We start from the raw sequence: 22274 nt of genomic DNA, 5'->3' as shown, positions 1-22274 counted from the left end.
CATGTCCGGCGCGGGCTTGACACCCGCGCCGGATTTGACTCAACCCACGAAAGCGGGCGCCATGTTCGAACTACTCGACTACCGCCGACAGATCGCCGATCTGTATGCCACGATCCGCCAGACCGACGACCCGTACACCGCGTGGTCCCACTTTCGGCGCGTACGCGACAGCCTGCTGCGCGACCACCCTCAGTCCCCGCTCGACGCCGCCGCACGCGCTGGTTTCGACGGGCTCGCCTATTATGACTATGATCCCGCCTATCGTGTGCGGGGCGTCATGTCGCACGATGTGGAGCCGGTCGAGATCGAATACGACCTCGGCGACGACGGTGGCTTTCGGTGCATGCGGATCGGCCGGGTGAAGTTTGTGCTGGGCAACGCGCCCTGTCAGTTCGACTTGTACTGGATCACCGGTTATGGGGGCGGCCTGTTCTTGCCGTTCGCTGACGCGACCAAAGGAGCGACCACGTATGGCGGCGGACGCTACCTGATCGACTCCATCAAAGGCGCAGACCCCGGTTTTTCAGAGGCAAGCGCCGTGCTGGACTTCAATTTTGCCTACAATCCATCCTGCGCGTACAGCCCGCGCTGGATATGCCCGCTCGCCCCCGCCGGAAACCGTCTGTCTGTTCCAGTCGCGGCCGGCGAGCAGCGTTGGCCCGGCCAAGCCGATCAGTAGCATTGGCTCAGGAGTGTGGCCACGAGGCCGGTCCAGCCTGTTTGGTGGCTCGCGCCGAGTCCGGCCCCGTTTTCGCCATGGAAATACTCATGGAACAGGATACTGTCGCGCCAGTGCGGGTCGGTCTGGAAACGCTGCTGGCCGCCGTAGACAGGGCGCACGTCGTGGTCGTTGCGAAGGAAAATCGCGACGAGGCGCCGGCCGAGATCGTCTGCAATCTGGTCCAATGTCAGGTACACGCCGCTGCCCGTAGGGCATTCCAACTTGAACCCGTCTCCGTAGAATCGCGCGTGCTTGCGAAGGGCTTCGATCAGCAGGTAATTGATCGGAAACCAGATCGGACCGCGCCAGTTGGAATTGCCTCCGAAGAGATTGCTGGACGACTCTGCTGGCTCGTAGCGGATACTGAAGCGTTGGCCGCCGGTTTCCATTTCGTATGGGGTATCGTGGGATTTTGACAGCGAACGGATGCCATATGGCGACAGGAACTCGCGTTCGTCGAGCAGGATACTCAGAACGCGGCGCAGTTGATCTTCGCTGACCATCGCAAAGAGGTGTGTGCTTTCCTTGCCAAGCCTTTCCGTGCTGGCAAGGTTGCGGGCTAGGTCTGGTCGATGCTCGCACAACCAGCGGATGCTGGTCGCGAACGCAGGAAACCGATCGAGCGTCTTCTGGCTGACGGTCTCCACTGCGATGAGGGGCATCAGCCCGACCAGAGAGCGCACGCGCAAGGGCTGTGGCCGGTGGCCGGGGATCTTGAGGACATCGTAGTAGAAGCCGTCTTCGGCATCCCACAACCCTACGCCGTCGCGAGTATCACCCCCGATAGCCAGAGCGATCCACAGGAAGTGCTCATAGAACTTGATCGCCATGTCTTCATATGGCGGGTCGGACTTCGCCAGTTCGAGGGCGATCTTCATCATCTCCAGGCAGTAGAAGCCCATCCACGCGGTACCATCGCTCTGATCGATATGGCCGCCCAGCGGAAGTGCGCTGCTCCGGTCGAACAAGCTGATGTTGTCCAGCCCCAAGAAGCCGCCTTGAAAGATGTTGCGCCCCTCAGCATCTTTGCGATTCACCCACCACGTGAAGTTGAGCAGCATCTTGTTGAAGACTCGCTTCAGGAAGACCGTGTCGCGCCGTCCATCCAGGCGATAGATGTGCAGCGCGGCCCAGGCGTGCACGGGTGGGTTGACGTCGCCAAATGCCCATTCGTATGCTGGCAACTGTCCGTTGGGATGCATGTACCATTCGCGCGTTAGCAGCAGGATTTGTGCCTTGGCGAACTCGGCGTCGACCATGGCGAGCGGAATACAGTGGAAGGCCAGGTCCCACCCGGCATACCACGGGTACTCCCACTTGTCCGGCATCGACAAGATGTCGAAATTGTTGAGATGAGTCCACTGACTGCTTCGGCCTGACTTGCGCTGCTGAGGCGGCTCGGCGATCGGATCGCCGGCCAACCACTGCTCGACGTCGTAATAGTAGAGCTGTTTGTTCCACAGCATGCCGGCCAGCGCTTGGCGTTGGATCTGGCGCGCGTCTGTCGACAACGTGGGGCGGTGCAGGGCGTCATAAAACGCGTTCGCTTCCGCGATTCGGTCACGAAACACTTGGCCGAACGCCTCAAATGGATGATCAAGCGCCGTCGATGTTAACCGAAGTTGGAGCGTTGCCGTCTCGCCAGCGCCGATCGCCAGCGCATAGCGAGCGGCAGCCTTGGTTCCCGTCCGATCCGGGTTGATGGCGGAAAGATCGCCATCGATCACATAGCGATGAAAGCTGTCTTTGACGTGCGGAGTCGGGTTGTCGAGCCCGTAAAGGCGTTGGGCGTTAGTTTCGTTCTCTGTGAAGATGAGCTCAGGAAGGCCGTCTGCGTAGAGGTACATTGGGCCGAGGACGGGATGGTCGGCGCGAATCGTCGACATCTCGCTAGCCGTGAGGCTCGGCTTGCCCGGGACATCCTTCATGGGCCCTGTGTCATATCCCCAAGACCATGTGTTTCGGAACCAGAGCGTTGGCAGCAGCATCAATGACGCGCGATCGCTGCCGCGATTGACAGCCGAAATTCGAATCAGAATGTCGCTGGGTGAATGCTTTGCATACTCTACGGTGACATCGAAATATGCGTTTTCATCGAAAACACCCGTATCCAGCAGCTCGAATTCAAACGCATTCAGGCCTCGCCGGCGGTTCTCCTCGACGAGCTGAGTATACGGGAATTCTGCATGAGGATACTTGTAAAGCATCTTCATGTAACTGTGGGTTGGCGTACCATCGAGGTAGAAGTAGTACTCCTTGACGTCCTCGCCGTGATTACCCTCACCGCCGCCAAGACCGAACAGCCTTTCCTTGAGGATCGGGTCCCGTCCGTTCCATAGCGCCAGTGCGAAGCATAGGTATTGGCGGTCATCACTGATCCCGCCGATCCCGTCTTCGCCCCAGCGGTATGCCTTGCTGCGCGCATGATCGTGCGGCAGGTGGGACCAAGCCGTCCCGTCGGGGCTGTAATCCTCGCGTACAGTTCCCCACGCACGATCGCTAACGTATGGTCCCCACTGCATCCATCGGGCTCTGCCATGGTGTGCGTCGGACAGTCGGGCGGACTCTGCAGCAGAACCATTAGACATGGCGCGTACCTTCACATCGTTCGTTCGGTTGTGCACAGATTGTATAGGTAAATGCGTGATGCTGACTGCGGGTACGAAACGCTGTCATCATCACGCGTCTTTCGGATGCTAAGCGGGTGGTTGATGCTCGTCTGCGGCCGAGACCGCGCGGATCTCAACGATCGAGTCGTCTTCGCCGTAGACGTTCGGGGCATAGCGATCCGCCTGCCAGTCGTTCTCCCATCGTTCGCCATCCAGCACGTATCGGAAACGATACGCCCGATCGCAGTCCAGTGTGAGTGATGTCTCAAAGCTCCCGTCCGGTTTGCACGTCATGACGCATACGGTCTCGTCCCAGTCATTGAAGTCGCCAGCAAGACACGCGGTATCCGCGTTGACATCGGGCGGAAGGGTGAACGTAACGATGCACGATGTTCCGTCTGCGGTGTATGCCTTGCTGAGCATGATGTCCTCTGGTCGACCGTATAGACGCACGCTGGCGATGACACAATACTGCCATCCACTGGCGATCGGGTCTGTCGACTTGCCGACACTGTGCGCCAGCGTGCGGCGTCAGCCTGGACCTGCACGCCGACATCATCCATCTCGAGTTCGCCAATCGCGGCATGTGGCAGACCGATCTGTTCGCCAAACACGCACGGGCCGATCAGTACCTCGCGGCAGGCGTGATCGACGTCAAGGCCGGCGCGGTCGCGAAGCCGGAGATCGTCGCCGAGCGTATCCGCGATGTCCTCAAGTTCAACGATCCGAAGAACGTCTGGATCAGCGCGGATTGCGGCTTCAGCATGACGGCGCGCTGGGTTGCCCGCGAAAAACTCAAGGCGATGCTGGCCGGGACGAAGATCGTCCGGGCCGAACTGGCGTAGCCATCCCGTCATTGCTACCAATGAAGATCGGAGTCTAGGGCGGCAAGTGCGGCGGATCAGCCTGAGCGATAAGCCATGCCTCGCCCCGCAATCACGACCCAGGAGACCGCCGAGAGTCCGGCGGCGAGGCTGGAGATGGGAAGATGCAGGACCCGTATCGGACTTGCAGACACATTTTGTGCAATAATCGAGCGGTCCCCTAGCAATGATGTTGGCGATTCGCCGATAATGGATTTCGCAGGATGTGACATGAGTCACAACTCCGCGCGCGTGAGTTGTATACGATTGAATCGGTGTGACAAGCGTTGTTGACGGAAGGGAGATACTCAGGGACGCGAAATCCAATCGAGTTTGTGTTTCACGCGCTTTTACTCGTTCGCTGCTCGCCTAGCACGCCGGAATTCGTCGCTGTCGTAGCCTCCTCGTTACGAGAGCATCGTCGGGCACCTCTGTCTGGCCGAACCGCGGTCGACTCACCGCGGAAGGCCGCTCTACTTCCCCCATTCAAATAGCGCGCCGCGCGTTGCAGTACGCGCGATATCGAAACTGCCACCACTGACATTCTTGTGAAACGAACATCGTTCGATTGCTTCGGCTGACGATTGCGAAGCAGTGCCCATAACGAGATTCGTGCCATGAGCGACACAGTGAAGTGGAATGCGATCGGCAACTTGCCAGAGATATACGAGCATATCTTCGTGCCCGCCGTGATGAACGTCTGGGCGCACAAGGTGGTTAATCAGCTTTCACCCCGTCAGGGCCATCGAATACTCGATATGGCCTGCGGGACCGGTGCTGTCACAATTGAGTTTGCCCACCGTCTGGGCAAGGAATCCCGCATTGTCGGATACGACATCAGCCCGGAGATGCTGGAGGTTGCACGGAGGAAGTGGTCCTTCACCGGTATCGATTGGCAGTTGGGAGACGTCTCCCAACTACCATTCCAGGATGGTTCATTCGACATAGTGACGTGCCACTTTGCCCTGATGTTCTTTCCGGACCGGGTTGGCGCCCTCAAGGAAATGTATCGTGTTCTTGCGCCGGGCGGGCAACTGTTGGCACTGGTCTGGGGTGCGATCGAACGCAACCCGGGTTTCCACGCCGTTGCCGAAGGATTCGGACATCACTTCAGCGCGGACGCACGCGAAGGTATTCGGGGATCGTTCGTACTGGGAGACCGCGAGAAGGTGCGCGCCTTGGCCGCTGCTGCAGGTTTCACCGACGCCCATGTCTATGAACTGAACGCACAAGCGTACTTTCCGTCCGTTGAAAGCCTCGTTCACGGTTACGGCGCCTTGCTTCAGGCGGCCATCGACTGGGCGACGTATACCCGCTTGATGGACAGCGTGACCGCCGATTTGCGCTCGTATGTCACCAGCGGGGTGCTGATTCATCCTATCGAAGCGATTGCGATGTCGGTCACCAAACACGTCGTGGATATGAATGTCTAGGGAAGTATAAGCAGCCTCTCCCAAGCGTTCTCGCACACTTTTAGCTAAAGGAAGGATGAAATGGCAACGACATTTGGTCTCATGGTCGCTGAGGCGCTGGCTCACGTGCCTGCCATCAGCCCTACAGAGGCTCGGCAACGCCTAGCAAACGAACCTAACACCCTCGTTATCGACGTGCGTGACGCGGCCGAGATTGCCGCAACAGGCACTATCCCGGGCGCGCTGAACATCTCGCTCGGGAGCCTGACCTACAAAGCCGATAACGAGGTCCCGGAGGACTGGCGCGACCCGGCGCTGAACGATCGGTCCAGACCCATCATAACAACCTGTATTCTCGGCCCGTTGGGCGCGCTGGGGGGCAAGTTGCTCCACGACCTGGGTTTCACGAACGTCTCGATCCTGAACGGTGGGGTTCAAGCGTGGATGGAAGCGGGCTTCCCAACCGCGCCCGCTGCCAGCTCATAAGAGAGGTAGCCATGTACGCGCATCCGGAAATGCTTGTCAGTACCCAATGGGCAGCAGATCATCTGAGTCACCCCGACGTGCGTTTTATCGAGGTCGGCTTCAATTCCCAAGCGTACGACTCCGGTCACGTCCCGGGAGCGGTCTTCTGGGCGTGGGGAAGCAACGTGCTGCGGGCGGGCAGCCGCGACATTCTGTCCAAGACGGAACTGGAAACGCAGATGTCACGCGCCGGGATCGCCAGAGACACGACGGTCGTTATCTACGATGGCTCCAGCAATCTGCTCGCGGCAATGGCGTTGTGGCTGCTCGAGATCTACGGCCACCGACACGTGTGTTTGCTGGACGGCAATCGGGAGAAGTGGGCGAGCGAGAACCGACCCCTGACCACGGATATTCCCGAAAACCGGGCCACGGCCTACCAAGCTTCAGCGCCCGATTTGACACTGCGGGCGCACCGCGAGTATGTACAGGAAAGTGTCGGACGTTCCGACCGCGTGCTGATAGATACCCGGACCACGTCAATGTATGCCGGCGACGATGCGATGGGCGGGACCGTGGGCGGGCATATCCCCGGTGCAGTGAACGTTCCTGCGAAGATGGAAATGGATAACGGACAGTTCCGCCGTTGGGCCTTACCCACAACACACGCGGATGGAACCTTCAGATCTTCCGATGAACTGCGTGCTTTGTTCGAAGGTCACGGTATTTCGCCTGACAAATCCGTCATCACCTACTGCGTTCGCGGAGGGCTATCGACACATATGTGGTTTGTCCTGAAGTATCTGCTCGGGTATCCCGATGTACGCGAGTACGACGGTTCATGGGCGGAATGGGGGAACCTTATTGGCGTTCCGGTGGAACGCGTGGCGACCTAGGTACGCCCACGTAAATGGTAAGGGATGTAGAGTGAGGGCAGGAGGAAGCGATGAAATCGATCCAACTGCCCCACAAACACTTGGACAACTTGAAACGCTCGAAGAGTGATATCGCAGCGTGAAAAGTGGCCTTCCTGTCCCGCCGGCAGGGGGCACTGTCCCAAAGCGCCGCATCTGCGGCACAGGTGAACGTTAACACCTGACGTGACGGTGTGACGTGAGTCACATCTTATCGGGCGCGTTCGCGACACAGTAGAGATGTAATTGGCGAGATTTCTCGCATTGCTGCATTTCTATTGCGCGGCTTCAACGAGCGACGTGACCCATGAAGATCCTCTTGGTTAACCCACCCAGTGGAAGCCTCACTGTTGGCCTGAAGCACCTGGCAAAGATCGAGCCATTGGGACTGGAAATCATCGGGGCGTCTGTCCCGGGTCACGACGTCGAACTCCTCGACATGGAGCTCGATACCGACTTGGAAGGCACACTTCAGCGCTATCGACCAGACATCGTCGGGGTCAGCGCACAGGTTGTGCAGACCTACACATCCAGACGTGTCCTAAGGACGGCGAAGGAATCCAACCCAAACACGCTGACCATCGTCGGCGGGCATCATGCGACCCTTTGCCCCCACGAATTCGACGCGCCTTTTATTGATGTCGTCGTGATTGGTGAAGGCGTATCGGCATTCCGTGAGCTGGTTGCGCGTTGGGACGAGAAGCGGGAGGTCGACTTCGACGATATCCGCGGGCTTGCGCTGCGACGTGCGGGCGAATTCTATCTGACCGATCCCCGTCCGCTGCCCACCAGTCTCGATCACATGCCCCAGCCCGATCGTACCCTCACTCAGAAGTACCGCGCGCGCTATTTCTATCTGTTCGAAAACTCTGTCGCCTCAATTCAGACCTCGCTGGGATGCACTTTCCCGTGCAACTTCTGTTCCTGCCAGCACTTCACCCGGCGTCACTTCATCGCGCGCTCGCCCGAACTGATCGTTGAGGACCTCAAGACGATCAAAGAGGATTTCATCATGTTCTGTGATGATCACAGCTTCATAGATGTCAAGCGCATGGAGCGTCTTTACGAACTGATCAAGGCGGCGGGGATCCGCAAACGCTACTTTGCCTATACGCGCGCCGATTGCGTCGTGAACAATCCGGATATTTTCGCCAAGTGGGCAAGTATCGGACTGGTCATGGTGATGACCGGGCTCGAGGCCATCGACGATTCGCGCATCAATCAGGTCAATAAGAGAACCAGCGTCCAGATCAACGAGACGGCGATCGAAATCCTAGCCCGTAACGGCATCGTGTTGAGCGCAGGCTTCTTGATCATGCCGGACTACACCGAAGAGGACTTCCGGCGAATCGACGCCTATGCGCGGCGTCACCCCAATATCGCGCTGACCGAGCTTACGCCGCTTACGCCGCTGCCCGGAACCGGATTCCACGAGGAAGTGAAGGCCCAGATCACAACGCATAATCGTGAAGTCTACGATCTGGCTCACTTCGTACTTCCGACTACAAACCTTCCTCCAGCCAAGATGTATCGGTTGATCCAGAAATACTACTTCCGCATCGTACTGCGGGCGATATGGCGGCTCAAGCTCTACCGTCCGAGATATCTTTTCAAGCCGCATATTCCGAGACTGGTCTTTGGCGCGATTCGCGTGGCGTCGATGATGTATCGCACGCATAGGGATGCTCACAACCTTCCCTTGTCGGCTGCCGAGCCGTGACGCATGAACGTATTCGTTAACGGCTTTCTCGTATGGAAGGATGATTTGCTGTGGGGAGTTTTCGCTACGCCGTAGTTGGCGCGGGACGGCAAGGGGCTGCAGCGGCTTACGACATGGCCGTCCATGGAGACGCGGCCGACGTGCTGGTGCTCGACGCGAATCCAGAGCGAGCGGCGGACGTCGCTGGCCGCGTGTCACGATTGACCGGCCACCCGTCAGTCGGGTCCGGCGCGCTCGATGCGCGCGATGGGGAGGCTTTGGTCAAGGCACTTGAACCGATTGACGTCTTCCTATGCGCCACGCCGTTCAGCCTGATCCTCGACTGCACGCGCGCGGCAATCGCATCACGAACCTCCATGGTAGACCTTGGCGGCCACACCGAAACCGTCCTTGCCCAGTGGGGAATGCGCGAAGAAGTGCGTGAGGCGGGAATCTCGGTTGTTCCCGATTGTGGTATGGGTCCGGGCCTGAACAACACGCTCGGGGTCTATGCCATCGAGCAACTGCTTGCGCGGAGGATTCGCCCGTTCGGCGTGCAGCTCTGGGACGGCGGTCTTCCGCAGGAACCGACCCCGCCATGGGGCTACAGCTGTTCGTTTCACATCAACGGGCTGACCAACGAGTACGATGGTCAGGCGCTGGTTTTGCGCAATGGCGCGGTGACCAAAGTCGACGCGCTGACCGAACCGGAGACGCTCACACTCGACGGACACGGTGAATTCGAGGCGTTCGTCACGTCCGGTGGAACCTCCACCGTACCGTATACGTTCGAAGGGATCTTGGAATTCTACGAGAACAAGACCCTTCGTTATCCTGGACACTACCGCCAGTTCAAGGCGTTCAAGGATCTCGGCCTGTTCAACGAAGAGCCGCTGACAATCGCGGCCGGGTGTTCCGTGTCTCCGCGCCAGTTGTATCACTCGTTACTTGGGCCGCAGCTCGAGAACGGCCGTTTCAAGGACATTTGTCTGATGCGGGCGCAAGGAACCGGTGGCGTTGAGGGTCGGCGCGTGTCGGTGATCGTCGAGCTGATCGACCGCTATGACGAAGTGACGGACTTCACGGCGATGGAACGCCTGACGGGCTGGCATGCGGCAATCATGGCGCAGTTTATCGCCCGCGGAGAAGTAGACGCTGGTGTCCAGCCACTTGAGACGGCGATTTCAGCAACACAATTCGTAGACGAGGTGCGTCGGCGCGGGATCGCGGTCACCGAGCGCTGGGAGGAATCGGACTCTGCGGGCTTGTACAAACAGCCGATGGCAGTGCCAGATGACGGCAGCACGAGAAAAGGATAGTGACAATGCAGATACAGTATTTCGGTTGGTCGGCAATTACGCTCCAACACGGAGGCGTGGTCATCGGCTTCGACCTGTACGGTGATGATGTGCATTGGACCGCTCTAGACGGTGGGATGCCAAAGCTGTTCTGTCTCACTCACGGCCACCCCGAACACGCGGGTTCGCTGCAAGCGTTTCTCGAGTCCCCCGATTCGCGCCCGCATTTGCCGGGTGTGCACCTGATCTCGTCGGCCGAGGTCATCCGCCACATCAACCGGAACGGAATTCTGCCGCCGGACAATGTGCACCGGGTCGATGACGCTGACAGCGTGACGGTCGCCGGTGTTACCGTATCGACCTTCCGGTGGGTCCACATGCCACTGTTGCCGCCGGGCCTGCGTGAAAAGATGGAGTACATCTTTCAGCTTCTGACCCACCCAGTCGACCTGTTCCGCATTGGCACCCTCGGACTGAGCCTACCGATGAATGCGCCTCAGCTTGGTTTTCACATCGCTTACCCGGACGGCACGACGGTACTGAACTACTCGGAAGGCGTGCATCGGCTGACTCACGCGGAAGAGGTCAAGCAGGTCGCTAAGAAACTGCCGGCGGATGTGCTGCTGTTCGCGGTTGAACCGGACGATGCCGAAGCCATACCACAGTGGGTTGAGATGTTGGACCCCAAGGACGTCTACATCTATGAAGCGCATCGCCCGTGGCGAGACCTGTTCCATCTGCCGTTTATCGATCTCGAAGACTATGCACGGCAGTTGTCGAATCGGTTTCCAGCAAAGACGTTCAGCCCGTTGGTACGGGTCGGCGTATTGACCGACTCGCCTGTATGACGCGTGCTAGAATGCCAAGTTACGGACGGCGGGGTGCTGGCGAAAACGACGGTCTCATGCCATGCTGGCGAGCCGACGCGTGTCGATTGACCGATCGTCACCGGCCGACCGGAACCTACTTGTCGACCCTGGAAAACGGCGGTCGATGAACGCCCCAGCCGGGTCACGCCAGTGTCGCCTACTCGGAGACTGGGAGGTCTACCCCGTACCCCTAGACAACACGGTGCTATGGCCAGAGCCGCCGTCAGGCAGCACGATCACCGTTCCTGACGCATCGCACCTCCAACCGGTTCTGTATCCCGAAAATCCATACTGGGGCGATCGCGTACGCGCTGTGAACGAGAGTGCGTGGATGTATCGACGTGGGTTCACCGTCGCGCCAGAACCGTATCGCAGGGCAAGACTGCGCTTCGGTGGCGTCGACTACTTCGCGTCGGTCTGGTTCAACGGGCAGTATCTCGGGGGTCACGAAGGACATTTCACGACGTTTGAGTTCGACGTGACGCACGCGCTGCTTCACGACGAGGAAAACCTGCTGCACGTGCGTGTGAGTGCACCCTGGGATGCACCGAATCCCGGCGGAACCTTTCCGTCGGACCATGTCCTGCGCGGCCTCGTAAAAGGGAATTACGAGCATGGCGAAGGTCTAATCCCGCCGGCGGTCAACCCCATCGGGATCTGGCGTCCGGTCTACTTGATCTTCGATCACGGTGTCAGCATTGACCGCCTGCGCATCCGGACGCACACGGACGGTGCCGTCTCCGTTCGCGCGACACTGACAAACGCGACACACGAACCGTGGTTCGGCAGACTGGTACTCGATGCTCAACCGGAGAATCATCACGGCGCAGGTACACAGGTTCACGTCTCGTTACGGCTCCCCGTCGGCACGCACCAAGCAGACGTGGCGTTTCATATTCCGGACCCACAGCTCTGGTGGCCGTGGGACCACGGCGAGCCCAACCTGTATCGTGTGACTTGTCAACTGATCGATTCGTCGGAACACGTCATCGCCGATCATACGGAGACGTTTGGACTCCGGACGGTGCGGCTCGAACGAACGCGTCAACGCTTCACGTACGAGATTAACGGCCAACCGGTTTACATCCGCGGCACATCGTACATGCCAGATCTGTATTTATCCCGCTGCACGCATGAGACACTTGAGCGCGATCTTCAGCTCACACAAGATGCCAACCTCAACCTCGTGCGAGTCCATGTGCATCGGTCACCCGACGAGCTATACGACATCTGCGACCGGGCAGGTATGCTGATCTGGCAGGACTTTGAACTGAACTGGATACACGCGAGCACGCACGATTTTGAGGCCCGTGCGAGACGCTTACAGAATGAAATGATCGCGTCGCTGTACAACCATCCCGCGATCATCACGTGGAGCTGTCACAACGAGCCGACTATGGTCTTCACACGGCGCGAGAACTTGGAGCGTCAGCCGGACCCGACCCTTTATGCCGACGCCAAGCAGCAGGATCCAACCCGACCCGTCTTCATCTGCTCCGGTCAAATGGAGCATGACTGGCTGAGAGCCGGCGACGTTCACACGTATTACGGGGCGATCTGGACGGACACCTATACGGACGTGTACCGGCACAAGGCGCGCCTCAATACCGAGTTCGGGTTCGAGGCCCCCGCACATGCCGACACCCTACGCAGTCACCCAGATTGCTGGGAACGATTGCAGCATCTGACAGCGCAGATTGACGACCTGTGGACGTATCAGGCGGAACTCGTCCGGTTCCACGTGGAACACTATCGCAGGCTCAGGGCACAGGGATGTGCGGGATACATCCATTTCTGGCTCGCCGATCTGGTACCACAAGTGGGCTGCGGTGTACTCGACAGCGATCGTCGGCCCAAAGGGGGATATGCGGCGCTCCGTGATGCGTCACAGCCTGTGCATGTTGCGCTTGAGCACAACGGCCGTCGACCGTTCGCCGTGTGGGTGTTCAATGACACGAACACGAGTTACGAAGTGGCGCGTGTCCGTTGGCGCGTATGCACTGCGCAGGGCAGTATCGCGTACGAGGGGACCGCGCAAACGGCCGTTCCAGCTAACGCGGTGGTGCAGGTACTGGCGCCACGCTGGAACCCAAAGAAATGCGACACGGTCGAGCTTGTACTGGAGGACCCAAATGGGGGCGTCATGGCAAGCAGCAGCTATGTACGGCCATTTAAGTCAATGCGGCGGCCCGTAGGATACCCCTGGAAGTTCGATCCGTATTTGGGCTGCAAAGTGTTTGACCGATCCGGCGCGCCAAGCCTCGCCGATCAGAGTACGCACTGGTTCGTTAGCTCCGTCCCGCTGGTGATTCGCGAGCGTGTGGCGGAATGGGCGCTGCGACAGCGCGTTCCAGCGTGGGTCATGCGCGCTGTCGCGCAGATAATTGGATGAATGGCGGCTAGCCTACGGTGAAAGCGCCCCCCCCCCCCCCCCCCCCCCCCCCCCCCCCCCCCCCCCCCCCCCCCCCCCCCCCCCCCCCCCCCCCCCCCCCCCCCCCCCCCCCCCCCCCCCCCCCCCCCCCCCCCCCCCCCCCCCCCCCCCCCCCCCCCCCCCCCCCCCCCCCCCCCCCCCCCCCCCCCCCCCCCCCCCCCCCCCCCCCCCCCCCCCCCCCCCCCCCCCCCCCCCCCCCCCCCCCCCCCCCCCCCCCCCCCCCCCCCCCCCCCCCCCCCGAAGCCCCCCCCCCCCCCCCCCCCCCCCCCACCCCCCCCCCCCCCCCCCCCCCCCCCCCCCCCCCCCCCCCCCCCCCCCCCCCCCCGGAGGCCCCCCCCCCCCCGGAGCCGGCCGCCCCCCCCCCCCGAAGCCCCCCCCCCCCCCCCCCACCGTTGGAACCCCCCCCCCCCCCCCCGACAAGCTGTCACAATCACCACGCGTGACGATAACCATTAGTATCGCGCTAGTCGCTGCCGTCAGGGGCGAGCGCTGCGAGACGATCCTCGGCGCGGTGGATGCCCCCTCGAACGATCTGCCACAATTCGTAGGCGATCGGGACGAGGGATATAAACCACATCCCGTAGGCGAGACCGTGCAGAACGGGCTGGCTGTCCGTGACAAAGATGCCCGCCCACAGGAGAATACCTCCCAAATGCACCGTGATCAGGCTGAACCAGTTGCCACCAAGCCGGTCGGGCGTGTTGGCGACGAACACACGCCGGAACAGAAGCGGCAGAATCGCATAACCGAACTGGAGTACCCAACCATAGATCAATGCCTGTGGAGCATTCTGCTCAATACCAGCACCGGGGAAACCCGGAACTTCCAGAATGATCAGCGGCGCGATCATGACCGGAGCGAGAATCCAGGCGTAGGCGGTAATGAGATGCAACATCCCCGGTGTCCGCAGCTTTACGTCTCCCATCAATGGCTTGATGATGCTCGCCAGCAGCCAGAGGGTTGCGCTGAGATGAAGGATTAGCCCTGGCACAGAGAACAGGTTCGACTGGAACCACGGCCCCAGTACCAATCCCAGCGCTCCCAGTGTCATCATCCAGAAGATCGGGGTCACCGCACGCGGCCACGCCAGCGAACGCCCTGCAAAGTGGGGATACAGGTCCACCAAAAGCCCCGCAAACAGCAGCGACATGAAGCCCCAGTTATTGGCATGGATATGGACTTCGAGCGGTACGCGGATATGCAGCCATGTGCTCCATCCCTGCCACAAGCCGGTGCCAACAAGAATGCCCAACAGCAGATAGGCCAAACTCATGATGTAGAACTTGCGTCCCGAAGCGGGCGCTGCCCGGATAGTTTTAGAGCGCATCGCACCCAACTGCACGATCAACAGGGTTGCGGCAATGAAAACCAGCGTACCGCCCGTGGTAATCAGGACCATGTTGATCGGTGGGATGCCGATCAGGAGGATGAGCAGACCAAGGTTAAGCAGCAGCCAGATATCCCATCGGGTTTTGGGTCGTGGAAGTCCTGATCGCGCAGCAACCAGCAGCGGCAAAAAGCCAAATGCGATCTCGGTCAGCGCGCCCAAGGTGATGAAGTGCACCCGCATCCAGCGCAGCCCGGCGAAGAATGGCAGGACTCCAAAATTGACCAACGACGCATCCAGTGCGCCCAGCACAGCCAGCGCGACATATAGGAAAGCGACAAGAAAATAGGGATTGAACACGTGGCAACTCCTATGATGAGGATCTCATGCTCGTTGGAATAAACGGACGGATCAACGGGATTGGCGTTCCCGCGCCAGTTGTTCACGGGCAGCGGTTCCGCGGAAGGGATACCCAAGTACTGCGCCTATGACGCAGAAATCGAGTGCGCCGCCCGCGATTGGGATCAGCGCGACCACGGACATTACCGTCCCCAGCGTATCCTTAACGACCAACAGTCCAATCGTCATGAGGACGATTCCGACTATGATCCGCAGCAGGCGACCAGTATTTCCAGTCATGAATGTCACGAATGCCATGAGCGTACTCCTTCTTGTTGGGTACAGTAGGAATCGAGAAGTCGGTTAAGCGATGCGAGCGGCAAGGAAGACCAGACGGGTTTCGGCTTCAACGCCGCGCGCCGCTCCTTCTGGTGTGATGATGATGGCGCCGCTGTGGACGGAATAGCGATGATCATCAACGGTCATCCAGCCCGAACCTTCAAGGAAGTGATAGACAGCCAACGCCTCTGGATGTGGTGGGATCACCTGTCCAGCCTCAAGACTGCCAATGATGACTTTGAGCTTGTCGCTGTGCAGCAGCACCTGTGGGTGCGGGCCATCGGGCGAAAAGACTGTCTGGTCGCGCCAGTCTGCTACGAATACCGTTTGCATCAACTTCTTCTCCTTGGCTAAATACACGATCTGAAACCGGCGGTTGATTGCCTGCGTCGGGCAGATACGTTCACAATGCCCGGCATAGTTGCATGCGGATGGGGCAGTGACCACTACACAACCTGCGATTACCCCCAGGGCATGATTTGGGCACACACGGACGCATAATCCGCACCCGGTACAGCGCTCAAAATCGATGATCGGAACTGGAAGGGTTCTACTCGGTCCGTGATGTCCGTTCCTTCCCGCGCTTCGCTTCGCAGAATGTGTGCCATCGTTCACGTCAGATGGATCAGTTCGTCGTAACAGCGCGGACTAGGTTGAGTGTTGCGACATTTGCAGCCATTCAACACACCCCTGAACGGCTAGATGGTTTTCAGTGTGCGCCAGAACCCGCCACACGTCTTTGACTTTTGTCGTACTTCATGGGACAGTCAGATTACTTTCTCGCACTGCAGGCTGATTTGAGGTTTCCATGATGCTCGATGAGGGTGGGCTTGGGAAAGCAAAAGCAGCACTGGCACAGGTTACCTATTTCGCCAACCTCGATGCTGATCTTGCCGAAGTGATCAGCCGACAGATGCAGTATCGCCAGTATGCTGCCGGGCAGATTGTCTTCCTCGAAGGGGAAGAAGATGTCGCGCTTTACATCGTTGATACGGGCTGGCTTAAGGCGGTGAAGACCTCGCCCGACGGGCGCGAACAGGTGCTGCACTTCATCGGGTCAGGCGACATCTTCAATGCGATTGGTGTGTTTGTCGCAGACTCTAACCCAGCCACGGTAATTGCCCTGGAAGCCTCGTCCGTTTGGGTGATCGAGCAGAAAAATGTACTCGATCTGTTCGATCAACATCCGGAACTTGGAAGATTTGTCATTCGCGAATTAGCGGGACGCGTGCAGCAGCTCATTCAGATAGTCGAGGATCTTTCGCTGCGAAGTATTGAAGCGCGACTGGCGCGGTATCTGGTTGAACAGTCGAATCAGGCACTCCTGGCCCGCCCTCGCTGGGCGACGCAGGCAGAGCTAGCCAACCGCCTCGGCACCGTCCCGGACGTACTCAACCGCGCACTTCGCAGTCTGGTGCGCGAGAACCTGATCCGAGTTGAACGACATCAGATTCAGATTCTCGATCAGGCTGGACTGAAATCGAAAGCTGGACTGGATCGGTAAGGACTGAAAGTGCGGCAATGCGTGAACGGTCGCCCGTCTGATCGGTCAGCCAGTCGAGAAGATAGGTGATGCCCAGTGGATCGGGCACATCCTGAAGCGACTGCACCCGATTGATGAAGTGGGGGCCAAAGCGCGGCATGGACGGTATCGCTTACGCCGGCGCTCATGGTAACCACCCCGTCTTCGCTACCGGTCAAACGTGGAGTCTAGGCTGGCCGATGCGACGTACTGAGCAAGGGATGGGTAACCACCCCCGAAAAGGCTCTTGCTCACTTTGTGCTCAAGGGGAGTAGAGGATCCTTAGACTCAAGACATCAAGGTTGGCGCGACCGTACAGATGGCATCCAAGCAATCAACTTTGTCCCTCCGACAGGCCCGTGCGTAGCAACATCTCGAAGGCCGCGCCATAACAGCTGCGTTGACCTGGCGCGAGGTTCGTGCACACAAAGTGAGCAAGAGCCCAAAGACGGGGTGGTTACCCAGCCAGGAAATGACGGAGTTCACGACGAGAATCGAAACAGGTGACACCCGTGCCACCTGTTCGAGAGATGTCCTATGTCACTGTTCGAAAGTCGAGAGAATCGGTCTTCTACTTCGCAGCCTAGATCGAGCGACGGTGTCTGGCGTTTCCTCAGCACTCAGCACTTTCAACTTCTCGTTCAACTGAGCAAGGCGGCCAGCCGCCGGACCATCCACCTGCCGCTTCGGATCGGTCCGCTCCGCTAACCCGCTGGCTGCTGCGCGACCCGGATCGCCGCCTCGCGGCTGGAAACGTTCAACTTGCGAAACAGGTTGTTGACGTGCTTCTTGACGGTGCTGACCTCGATCGTCAGCACATCCGCGATCTGCGCGTTGCTCAGGCCCTCCGCCATCAGGCGCAAGATGTCGGCCTCTCGATCGGTCAACGCGTGATAGGCCGGAGTCGGCGTCTTCTGCAGCGATTCGCGCACGACCCGCGCATGCTCGGCGAGCACGATGGCATGCGCACCGCGCGCCAGCGTTTCAACCGCTTCGAGCAGGGCGACGCCATCAGCGACCTGATGCGCCTGCCGGCAGAAGTCCGCCAGCGGCGCGAGCAGCGGGTCAAGCGCCGCCAGTTCGCGCCCCCAGACGAGCCACTTGACCGCCGCACGAACGTCTTCGAACGCGTCCGCGACGGTCGCTACGGCGGTCGGGTCGCCTGCGCTCAACGCCGGGCCGTGATCGCGCAGCAGACGCGCATAGGCCCGCGCATGGGCGGTGTAGGTGGGAAACGACATGGTGGCCTCGTCGAGTTTCTCGGCGCCAAACTGTCGCAGCAGCGGATGAATCTGATAGCGGCCGTCCGGTAGACGCAGCAGCAGCGCGCAGTCAACCAGCTCGGCCAGCGACGTCAGCGACGCGCCGGTAACGTCGGCGGCGAGCGTATCGCGGAAGGCGCCGCGAAACACCGAAACGCCGCACAGCGTCCGCTGCGCATCCTGTGACAGCAGCGACCAAGAGTACTCGAACACGGCGCGCAGGCTGCGTTGGCGCTCCGGCCGGTCCGGCTGCGCCGTGGCGAGGAACCCCGCGTCGGCGCGCAGGCGCCCGAGAATCTCGCCCGGGCTGAGCAGACGCGCCCACGTGGCCGCCAGTTCGATCGCCAGCGGCATGCCGTCAAGCGCCTCGCACAACGCGCGTACGTCGTCGCTGTGCCTCGCGCCGTTGAACTTTGCGTTAACGCGCGCCGCATGCCGGACGAACAACGCGGCCGCGCCGTCCTGCGGGTCGGTGACATCCATGCCGCCTACCGGATATACCCACTCCTCCATCAGGTTGAGCGGTGCCCGCGATGTGACGAGCAGCGTCGCGTTCGGCGCGTTGGCCAGCAGTGAACCGATGAGCGGAGCGGCGCCGGCAATATGTTCGAAGTTGTCCAGCACGATCAGCCGGTCCTGATCGGCCTGCCGGTAGATCTCGCCCGTAAGATCGTGGACAGCATCTCCGATCCCTAGCGCGTAGGCGAGGGCGGCCGGCAAGTCGTCGGCGCTGATCAGGCTGGCAAGCGGGACGAACACCACGCCACCGTCGAACGCATCCACCAGATCGTGCGCGGCGCGCAGCGCGAGCTGCGTTTTGCCTGCCCCGCCCAACCCTGTCAACGTGAGCAGCCGACACGAAGGATCGGTCAGCCGCTCGCGGATTTCGCTCAGTTCGCGTGTACGCCCCATGAAGAACGGTGTCGGCGCTTGAAGGCGCGTCATGCCGGAAAGCCCTCGTCAAATGCAGCCCTGATGGCGTCCAGTATATCGCCGTTCGGGGGCGCGACGTTGCGCCGCTGCGCAGGATCGTCGTGCGCCAACAGCGCGTCGATCGATCTGCGAACCATCGCGAGGTAGTACCCGCCGACCTTGGCGCCGTTCTCCAGAGCGTCGAGCCACGCCCGCGCAAAGCCGGTCTGTCCAAGCGATGCGGCGAGCAGCGCGCCAGCGTACACAATGACGTCGGACGCTTCACGGTCTCCGATCGACCGGGCGTCGTCAAGCATCGCCATGAGCTGAACGCGCGCTGCGTCAAAGTCGCCCATCGCGCATAGAGCGTGGCTCATCTCGACTCGCGTGTGGATCACTTCGACCGGCGAGCCCATCGCATCGAACGCGTCGATCGCGCGCAGGTACAGCGGACACGCCTGCGCGTAATCGCCGCGCAGTTCCGACAGAATGGCCCGCGTGCGCAGCCCGTAGGCGCTGAGGAACCGCTCACCGATTCGCTCGATCAAGCCGTCGAACATGTCGATCGTGCGCTCGGCCTCGTCGAACTCGCCGATGTAGCACAGTCCCAACGTCAAGTTGACGAGCGCACTGGCTTCTGCGAGGCCATTTCCTTCCTGAACCGCAAGCTCGCGGGCGGCCCGGGCGGCTTGAATGCCCGCCTCCGAGCGACCGTTCATGAGGTACAGATACGACAGGTTCCCGCGCGTGAGCAGCAGTCCTTCGTTGTTGTCCGCAGCGAGGCAGAGTTGTTCCGCCTCTCGATAGAACGGCTCGGCCCGGGCAAAGTCGAGGCTTGCGACGTAGTAGCCTCCCATGAAGTTCAGTGCCCTCGCGCGGCTGAGCACGTCCGCGTCGTCGGCTTCCAACACCCGCTCAAAGAGCGCAAAGGCCGCATTGATATCGCCCGTACGCCATTCGATGTACGCGAGGCCGAGCGGCCCCCGCACCAGACCGCGCGTGATACCGTGCTCGGCGGCTACGGCCATCCCGCGCTCGTACGCGCGGCGCGCGTCGGCAAACTCGCCCAGTTCGACATGCCGTTCGCCAAGCGCAAGATACAGCGGCACGCTGTATGCGGCGTCCCGTGAATCGTCCATGCGCGCCAGCACCGAACGGAGCATATGCTGGGCGGCCTTGTGGGCGCTGGTGCGGCGGTGGTAGATGTCCGACCGCTGCGCCGCCGAGGATGCGCGTTCCGGGTCGCTGGCCTCCGCCCAGTGCCGTGCCGTTACGCCCGCATACGCCGGGTCTTCGCCGTACACCGCCTCCAGCGCAGCGGCAACCCGGCGATTCTGTGCGGCCAGTTCGCGATCGTCGATCTCGGCCAGCAGCGCTTCGCGGATTTTGTCGTGCGCGAAACGCCAGCCGGTCTCGACCACGTCAAAGAGCGCGGCGTCGGCGCAGGCGGCAAGCCAGTGCTCGAGGCGGACGTCGTCCCCGGCCAGAACGTCGAGGACGCGCAGATCGAGCGACCGCCCTGCGACCGCCGCGGTGTTGAGCAGCGGCCGCGCCCACACCGGCGCGCGGTTGAGCCGCCGGCGCATGATGTGGCGCATGCCGCCGGTCATGATCGGCGCGGCCGGCGCCCCGCGGATCTGATCGAGGCTGCCGGCGTCCTCCGCCAGCGCGCGCATCACTTCCACCACGAAGAACGCGTTGCCTTCGGTCTGCCGCGCGATGTCGTCAAGCAGATCGCCGGAGACGCCGTCCGGCCCGAGAATCGCGCGCGACAGGTCGGCCAAGGCCGGAGCAGGCAGACGCCCGAGTACGATGGCCTCCGCCCCCGGCAGGCTGTCGACCAGCCCGGCCATCTCGTCGCTGCGGTAGGTCGCAACCACGAGGACGGGGCGTTCGGCAAGGAGCGGAGTCAGGTCGCGCAGGACGTCGACGCTGTCGGCGGCCCACTGCAAGTCTTCAAGGACGATGAGGGTCGGCTCTTGCAGGCTAACGAGCAGGGTCGTTAACGCGCCCGGAAAGCGCTTGGCCGCGTCCACCGGCTCATTAGCGGTGTGGGCGTGCGCCGTAAGCGCGCCAACCTGTGGCACAACGGCCCGCAAGATGGCCGCCATCTCCGGCGGCACGTGCGCATCGAGCAGCAGCGGCGGCAGCACGTCACGCCAGATCTGGTAGGTCAGGCCGCCGTCCATCACGGCTTGGCCGCGTGTCACGCGCAGCCCGTCGCACAATGCCGCGGTGCGCATCTCGTCGACGAGGCGCGACTTGCCTACCCCACTCTCTCCGCCGACGAGCAGTACGCCGCCACAGCCTTGACGGACGGAGTCCAGCCGCCGCTGGAGCGCCGTCATTTCAGGCTGTCGGCCGACAAAGCGCGCCGCCTGCAAGAAGCTCTCACGCAGATCGGCCGTCTCGGCCGGCGCCGGCATCCCGTGCGCCTCGGCCAATGCCAGCACCGCCTCCCGCGCGCTGCCGTAGCGTGCCTCCGGCGTCTTGGCCAGCAGGCGGGCGAGGAACGGAGCCCAGCGGCCCGGAATGTGCGCGAAGTCGGGTTCCTCGTACAAGATGCGCGGGACAAGCGCGAACGCGTCGCTGCCTTCGAACGGGTGACGGCCAGCCAACAGCTGGTAGGCGAGCACGCCCACGCTGTAGAGGTCGGACGCCGGGCTGACGCTGCCGCCGGACACCAGCTCCGGGGCGAGGTAGCGCATCGTAAACGTCCCCTGCCCCGTCGTCTGCGACTCGGACGCGATGCCGAAGTCGATCAGCCGCACCTGTCCGTCCACTTCAACCATGACGTTCGACGGTTTGAGATCGCAGTGGATAACGCCGCGGCGGTGCAGGTAGATCAGCGCCTGCAGAATCTGGCGGACTGCGGATTCGACCGGGATGCCGGCGTGTCGCAGCGCCGCGGCGGTCAGCGGCGTGCTGTCGCGCAGCAGGGGCATCACCAGAAACGGATTTCCCTCGTCGAACCCGTAATCGAGGACGCTGATGATGTGGGGATGGCGCAGCGTGCTCAGGGTCTGAAACTCGCGGGCCAGCGCCAAGCGGGGCGCGTCCCCGGTGATCTCGCGCCGAACCTGCTTGACGGCGACTTCACTCTGGTTCAGCCGGTCGACCGCCTTCCAGACCGCGCCCATGCCCCCGGCTCCGAGCAGTTCCATCCCCCGGTAGCGGCCTTTTCCCCACTGCGGCGTCGGACTCACCGATCGACTTCCGGTCTGCTCACTCCTGACAAGGTGTTTCCATTGTAGCGGATTGCCGGGGCCGAAGAATTGAAGTGTGTCTCGAG

At 61.3% G+C, this 22274-nt stretch carries 17 protein-coding genes; 10 read left to right on the top strand and 7 right to left on the bottom strand.

Features of this window, described 5'->3' with window-relative positions:
* The first annotated feature begins 61 nt into the window (after window positions 1–61).
* Window positions 62–679, top strand: a complete 618-nt coding sequence (locus IPM16_12740) for a DUF1684 domain-containing protein (protein ID MBK9123964.1) — start codon at window positions 62–64, stop codon at window positions 677–679.
* On the opposite strand, the gene IPM16_12735 is transcribed toward IPM16_12740, so the two are convergent.
* Window positions 673–3309 (bottom strand): glucosidase, encoded by a 2637-nt coding sequence (locus IPM16_12735; GenBank protein MBK9123963.1) that lies wholly within the window; start codon window positions 3307–3309, stop codon window positions 673–675. The two genes, IPM16_12740 and IPM16_12735, sit on opposite strands and share 7 nt — an antisense overlap.
* Before the next feature lie 108 nt (window positions 3310–3417).
* Window positions 3418–3753, bottom strand: coding sequence for an isoamylase early set domain-containing protein (locus IPM16_12730; protein ID MBK9123962.1), 336 nt, complete (start codon window positions 3751–3753; stop codon window positions 3418–3420).
* Window positions 3754–3914: 161 nt separating this feature from the next.
* On the opposite strand from IPM16_12730, the gene IPM16_12725 reads away from it, so the two are divergent.
* From IPM16_12725 to IPM16_12690, 8 genes are all read left to right on the top strand, one after another.
* Entirely contained in the window at window positions 3915–4175 is a 261-nt protein-coding gene (locus tag IPM16_12725; protein MBK9123961.1) for a hypothetical protein, read from the top strand.
* A gap of 635 nt (window positions 4176–4810) precedes the next feature.
* The gene (locus IPM16_12720; GenBank protein MBK9123960.1) at window positions 4811–5626 is read left to right on the top strand and encodes a class I SAM-dependent methyltransferase; all 816 of its coding nucleotides are present in this window, start codon (window positions 4811–4813) and stop codon (window positions 5624–5626) included.
* A gap of 60 nt (window positions 5627–5686) precedes the next feature.
* Window positions 5687–6091 (top strand): sulfurtransferase, encoded by a 405-nt coding sequence (locus tag IPM16_12715; protein MBK9123959.1) that lies wholly within the window; start codon window positions 5687–5689, stop codon window positions 6089–6091.
* 11 nt (window positions 6092–6102) lie between these two features.
* Entirely contained in the window at window positions 6103–6966 is an 864-nt protein-coding gene (locus tag IPM16_12710; GenBank protein MBK9123958.1) for a sulfurtransferase, read from the top strand.
* 325 nt (window positions 6967–7291) lie between these two features.
* Window positions 7292–8704 (top strand): cobalamin-dependent protein, encoded by a 1413-nt coding sequence (locus IPM16_12705; GenBank protein ID MBK9123957.1) that lies wholly within the window; start codon window positions 7292–7294, stop codon window positions 8702–8704.
* Between the two features lie 50 nt (window positions 8705–8754).
* Complete coding sequence (locus IPM16_12700; protein ID MBK9123956.1) at window positions 8755–10002, top strand: saccharopine dehydrogenase NADP-binding domain-containing protein; 1248 nt, start codon at window positions 8755–8757, stop codon at window positions 10000–10002.
* 5 nt (window positions 10003–10007) lie between these two features.
* Window positions 10008–10829, top strand: a complete 822-nt coding sequence (locus tag IPM16_12695; protein ID MBK9123955.1) for an MBL fold metallo-hydrolase — start codon at window positions 10008–10010, stop codon at window positions 10827–10829.
* Window positions 10830–10974: 145 nt separating this feature from the next.
* Window positions 10975–13242: a hypothetical protein gene (locus tag IPM16_12690; GenBank protein MBK9123954.1), complete on the top strand. Its 2268-nt coding sequence runs from the start codon at window positions 10975–10977 to the stop codon at window positions 13240–13242.
* A 502-nt stretch (window positions 13243–13744) separates the two neighbouring features.
* Here IPM16_12690 and IPM16_12685 read toward each other — a convergent pair.
* From IPM16_12685 to IPM16_12675, 3 genes are read right to left on the bottom strand one after another with little or no spacing between them, the layout of a single operon-like run.
* Window positions 13745–14968 (bottom strand): hypothetical protein, encoded by a 1224-nt coding sequence (locus IPM16_12685; protein ID MBK9123953.1) that lies wholly within the window; start codon window positions 14966–14968, stop codon window positions 13745–13747.
* 51 nt (window positions 14969–15019) lie between these two features.
* Entirely contained in the window at window positions 15020–15265 is a 246-nt protein-coding gene (locus IPM16_12680; GenBank protein MBK9123952.1) for a DUF2892 domain-containing protein, read from the bottom strand.
* A 45-nt stretch (window positions 15266–15310) separates the two neighbouring features.
* Window positions 15311–15901 carry a 4Fe-4S binding protein gene (locus IPM16_12675; protein MBK9123951.1) on the bottom strand — a complete coding sequence of 197 codons (591 nt, stop codon included), beginning with the start codon at window positions 15899–15901 and terminating at the stop codon, window positions 15311–15313.
* A 193-nt stretch (window positions 15902–16094) separates the two neighbouring features.
* Between IPM16_12675 and IPM16_12670 the strand changes: the two genes are divergently transcribed.
* Window positions 16095–16790, top strand: coding sequence for a Crp/Fnr family transcriptional regulator (locus IPM16_12670; GenBank protein ID MBK9123950.1), 696 nt, complete (start codon window positions 16095–16097; stop codon window positions 16788–16790).
* A gap of 722 nt (window positions 16791–17512) precedes the next feature.
* Here IPM16_12670 and IPM16_12665 read toward each other — a convergent pair.
* On the bottom strand, window positions 17513–19015 hold the full coding sequence (locus tag IPM16_12665; protein ID MBK9123949.1) for a hypothetical protein: 1503 nt from the start codon (window positions 19013–19015) through the stop codon (window positions 17513–17515).
* Window positions 19012–22188, bottom strand: coding sequence for a protein kinase (locus tag IPM16_12660; GenBank protein ID MBK9123948.1), 3177 nt, complete (start codon window positions 22186–22188; stop codon window positions 19012–19014). The genes IPM16_12665 and IPM16_12660 overlap by 4 nt, the downstream gene beginning before the upstream one ends.
* Window positions 22189–22274: the final 86 nt, after the last annotated feature.

Source organism: Candidatus Flexicrinis affinis (assembly GCA_016716525.1).
In the GTDB taxonomy this organism is placed as follows: domain Bacteria; phylum Chloroflexota; class Anaerolineae; order Aggregatilineales; family Phototrophicaceae; genus Flexicrinis; species Flexicrinis affinis.
The sequence above is the reverse complement of the archived record's forward strand: the minus strand, read 5'-3'. Positions and strand labels throughout refer to the sequence as shown.